Source organism: Phenylobacterium sp. (genome assembly GCF_030651755.1).
Taxonomy (GTDB): Bacteria; Pseudomonadota; Alphaproteobacteria; order Caulobacterales; family Caulobacteraceae; genus Phenylobacterium.
Genome location: NZ_JAUSBZ010000073.1, coordinates 1 through 3364, shown reverse-complemented (window position 1 = coordinate 3364; position 3364 = coordinate 1). Strand labels below are relative to the sequence as shown.

General features: G+C 70.2%; 3 protein-coding genes. All 3 read right to left on the bottom strand.

Annotation, left to right across the window (positions count from 1 at the left end; genetic code table 11):
* On the bottom strand, positions 1-1348 hold a 1348-nt coding region (locus tag Q7V15_RS07370), incomplete at its 3' end, for an RNB domain-containing ribonuclease (RefSeq protein WP_304754802.1).
* A 59-nt stretch (positions 1349-1407) separates the two neighbouring features.
* Positions 1408-2547 carry an AAA family ATPase gene (locus Q7V15_RS07365; RefSeq protein WP_304754801.1) on the bottom strand — a complete coding sequence of 380 codons (1140 nt, stop codon included), beginning with the start codon at positions 2545-2547 and terminating at the stop codon, positions 1408-1410.
* Positions 2548-2552: 5 nt separating this feature from the next.
* Positions 2553-3364 (bottom strand): topoisomerase C-terminal repeat-containing protein (locus tag Q7V15_RS07360; RefSeq protein ID WP_304754800.1); only part of this gene is annotated, 812 nt, incomplete at its 5' end.

The window sequence follows — 3364 nt, the reverse complement described above, 5'->3', positions numbered from 1 at the left end:
CCTTGCCATCCTCGCCGATGACGATCCGGCGCTCTGAGCTTTCGATGGCGAGCGGCGAGCGGGCCTCGCGGCCCTTCTTCAGGGTCAGATAGGCGGCCCAGAGGGGCTTGAGGATGGGGTCGAGCAGGGGGGCGGCCTTGTCGTCGGGGCTGCCGTCTATGGCGTCCTGGGCCTGTTCGTAGGCGAGCTTGGCGGCCGAGCGCATCAGGCCGCGGACGAAGCGGTGGCTGCGCTTGCGGCCATTGCGGTCGAAGACCATGCGCACGGCCATGCAGGCCCGGGTCTCGCCCTCCCGCAGCGAGCAGAGGCCGTTGGAGAGCCGCTCAGGCAACATGGGCTCCACCCGGTCGGGGAAATAGACGCTGTTGGCCTTGTCCCGGGCCTCCCGGTCCAGGGCGCCGGCCGGGCGGACATAGGCGGCCACGTCGGCAATGGCGACCCAGACGATCCAGCCGCCCTCATTGGCCGGATCCTCGTCGGCCTGGGCGAAGACGGCGTCGTCATGGTCCCGGGCGTCGGCGGGATCGATGGTGATCAGCGGCAGGTCGCGCAGGTCCTCGCGGCCCGCCAGGGTCGGAGCTTTCGCCGCTTCAGCCTCGGCGATGGCCTCGTCGGAAAAGCCGGTGGGAATGCCGTGACTGTAGATGGCGATCAGGCTGGCGGCCCGGGGTTCGTCCTCGCGGCCGACCACCTCCAGCACCTTGCCGCGCTTGGGGCCGTGGTGGCGCTCAGCCGTCCCCACCTGGGCCAGGACCAGGTCGCCGTCCTTGAGCTGGCCATCGTCGAAGACGATCAGGCTTTCCTTGGACTTGCGGTCCACCGGCTCAATGCGGACCTCGCGGCGCACCTTGCGCACCACGCCGAGCACCTTGTGGGCGCTCTGGCCCAGGCGCTTGATCAGTCGGGCCTCGGTCTCGCCGCTCTCCAGGGTGACGAAGCGGACCAGCAGCCGGTCGCCCAGGCCCGGCGCCCCCGCCACAACCTCGGCCTTGTCCGGCGCCAGGGGTACGAGCGGGGTATCCTCAGCCCCCTTGGTCAGACGAACCAGCAGGTCGCCATCGGTGTCGCGTTCGACCACATCGACCACGCCCACAGGGGGCAGGGCGCCGGCCTCGGCGACCCCAGTGCGACCCCGGCGGCCGAGAATGCCCTCGGCCTGCATCTCCTTCAGCATCTCCCGCAGGGCCCGACGGTCGACCCCCTTGAGGCCAAAGGCCCGGGCCAGTTCGGCGCGGTCGGTCTCGCCAGTCTGGCGGATGAACTTCTGCAGGGTCTCGCGGTCAGGCATGCCCTGGGGCGGACGCGAGGCGGGGCGCGAGGCGGAACGGGGGGAGCGGGGCTTAGCCATGGCCCCTTCTAACGCGGGAATCGCCGGTCGGCTTCAGCAAGTGCGAGGGCGGGGGCGTCTCAGTCGTCCTCATCGTCGCGGAAGGCGCCGAACAGGGTCAGGCCCTCGATGGTGGTGGCGCCTTCGGTTTTGCGCACGGTGCGCACCGCGCCGTGGTCCTTCAGGGCGTGGGCCAGGCGCTCGGAGTGGGTGACCAGCCAGACCTGGGTGCGCTCGGCGGCCTTGGCGATGAGACCGGCCAGAGGCTCCATCAGGTCCGGGTGCAGGCTGGCCTCCGGCTCGTTCAGGGCGATGAAGGGGGGCAGGCGATAGGCGAGCAGGGCGCCGGCCAGGGCCAGGTAGCGTAAGGTTCCGTCCGACAGCTCGGCAGGCTCAAAGATGCGCTGTGGGAACTCCGGCAGGCGCAGGCCGAAGGTGGCGGTGCGGTCCGGAAAGGGCAGGGACAACACCGCGCCCGGGAAGGCGCTTTCCACCGCCTCGTCCAGGTCGGCGCGATCGGCGCGGATATGGGCCAGGGTGGCGAAGACCGCCGCCAGGTTAGCCCCGTCCGAGGCCAGCGTCGGGGCGGCCACGGCGACACAGGGGCGGCGCAGGGGGGAGTCCGCGTCGGTGCGGACGTCATGATAGAAGCGCCACTCCAACAGGGTGCGCCGCACGGCGTCCAACTCCGGATAGCGGCCGGGATCCTCCAGGCGGCCCAGCAGGGTCTCGGACGAGAGCAGGTCGATGTCGAGGTCGGCAGGCCGGCCCTCGGCATCCCTGGCCATCACCGCGCCGTTGCGGCGCTCAATCAAACGCGAGCGACGCTGGCCAGACAGATAGGTCAGGGTCTCGACCTTGACCTGGGGCTCCAGGTCGAAGGCTGCGGCGGTGACCTTCTGGGGAAAGCCCACCTCCACCTCATAGCGGAAGGCGCTATTGCGGGCGCCGGGCGCAGCCAGGGTGACCGACAGGGCGATCCGCGTTGGCTCCCTGGCCTTGCGAGGGCCAGCCCACATCGCGAGATCCAGGCCCTCGGCCGCCAGTTTCGCGCCCAGCTGATTTCGGGCGGCGGCCTGCAAGAGGTCCAGCGCCCGGTAGAGGTTGGACTTGCCGACGCCATTGGCGCCGACAAACACGTCCAGCCGGGACATCGGATAGGTGATGGCCTTCAGCGACCGGTAGCCCGAAACCGAGACCTCGCGGACGGGCAGGTCCACTGGCCTTAGCTCGCCGTGGTCTTCTTGGCGGGCGCCTTCTTGGCCGCGGGTTTCTTCGCCGCCGGCTTCTTGGCGGCCGGCTTTTTCGCCGCCGTCTTGGCGGCGGGCGCCTTTGCGGCCTTCTCGGCCTTGGGCTTGGCGGGCGCCTTCTTCACCGGCTTCTTCTTGGTCCCGCCCTTGGCTTCACGCTCGGCCAGCAGGGCGACCGCCTGTTCCAGGGTCACCTCCTGGGGGTCGCCGCCCCGGGGAATGTTGGCGTTGGTGGCGCCGTGCTTGATGTAGGGGCCAAAGCGGCCCGACAGGATGCGCACCGGCGCCCCATCGGCCGGGTGGACGCCCAGGTCCTTGAGGGCGGCGGCCTCGCCCCGGCGTCCCTTGCCGCCGGCCTTCTTCTCGGCGATCAGCGCCACGGCCCGGTTGAGGCCGACCTCGAACACCTCGTCGATGCTCTCCAGATTGGCGTAGGCGCCGTTGTGCTGGACGAACGGCCCATAGCGGCCAAGCCCGGCGAGGATCATCTGGCCGTCCTCGGGATGGGCGCCGACCTCGCGGGGCAGGCGCAGCAGGCGCAGGCCCTTTTCGAGGTCCATGGCCGCTGGGGACCAGGTCTTGGGCAGGCTGGAACGCTTGGGCTTGTCGCCCTCGCCGAGTTGCACATAGGGGCCAAAGCGGCCGTTCTTCAGATGGACGATCAGGCCGGTCTCCGGATCGGTTCCCAGCTCCCGGTCGCCATTGGCCGCGTCGGCCTCATCGCCCTCGCTCTGGGCGATGGGTCGGGTGAAGCGGCATTCGGGATAGTTGGAGCAGCCGATAAAGG